This is a genomic window from Clostridioides sp. ES-S-0048-02, from assembly GCF_020658495.1.
Taxonomy (GTDB): Bacteria; Bacillota; Clostridia; order Peptostreptococcales; family Peptostreptococcaceae; genus Clostridioides.
The window spans coordinates 1-259 of the sequence record NZ_JACVWH010000093.1; the positions used below are offsets into that span (position 1 = coordinate 1).

General features: G+C 27.4%; 1 pseudogene. It reads left to right on the plus strand.

Features of this window, described 5'->3' with window-relative positions:
* Positions 1-259, plus strand: a pseudogene (locus tag IC173_RS20560) (BRO family protein); the annotation flags it as partial.

The following is a 259-nucleotide window of genomic DNA, read 5'->3' on the forward strand; positions in this document are numbered from 1 at the left end:
AAGTTATACATTCTATAAAAGAAAATGGATACTATATAGCTAATGAAAAAGATGAAGAATGGTTAGGTATAAGAGCTGAAGGTAAAAAGGTTAGAAAAGATTTTACAGATGAAATACAAGAGTTTGTATATTATGCTACTAGTCAAGGAAGTAATAAACCTCAGATGTATTATAAACATTTTACTGAACTTGTAAGAAAAAAATTAGGTATACCAAAGGGTGTAAAAAGAGATGAGTTAAATCAAAGTGAACTGTTTGA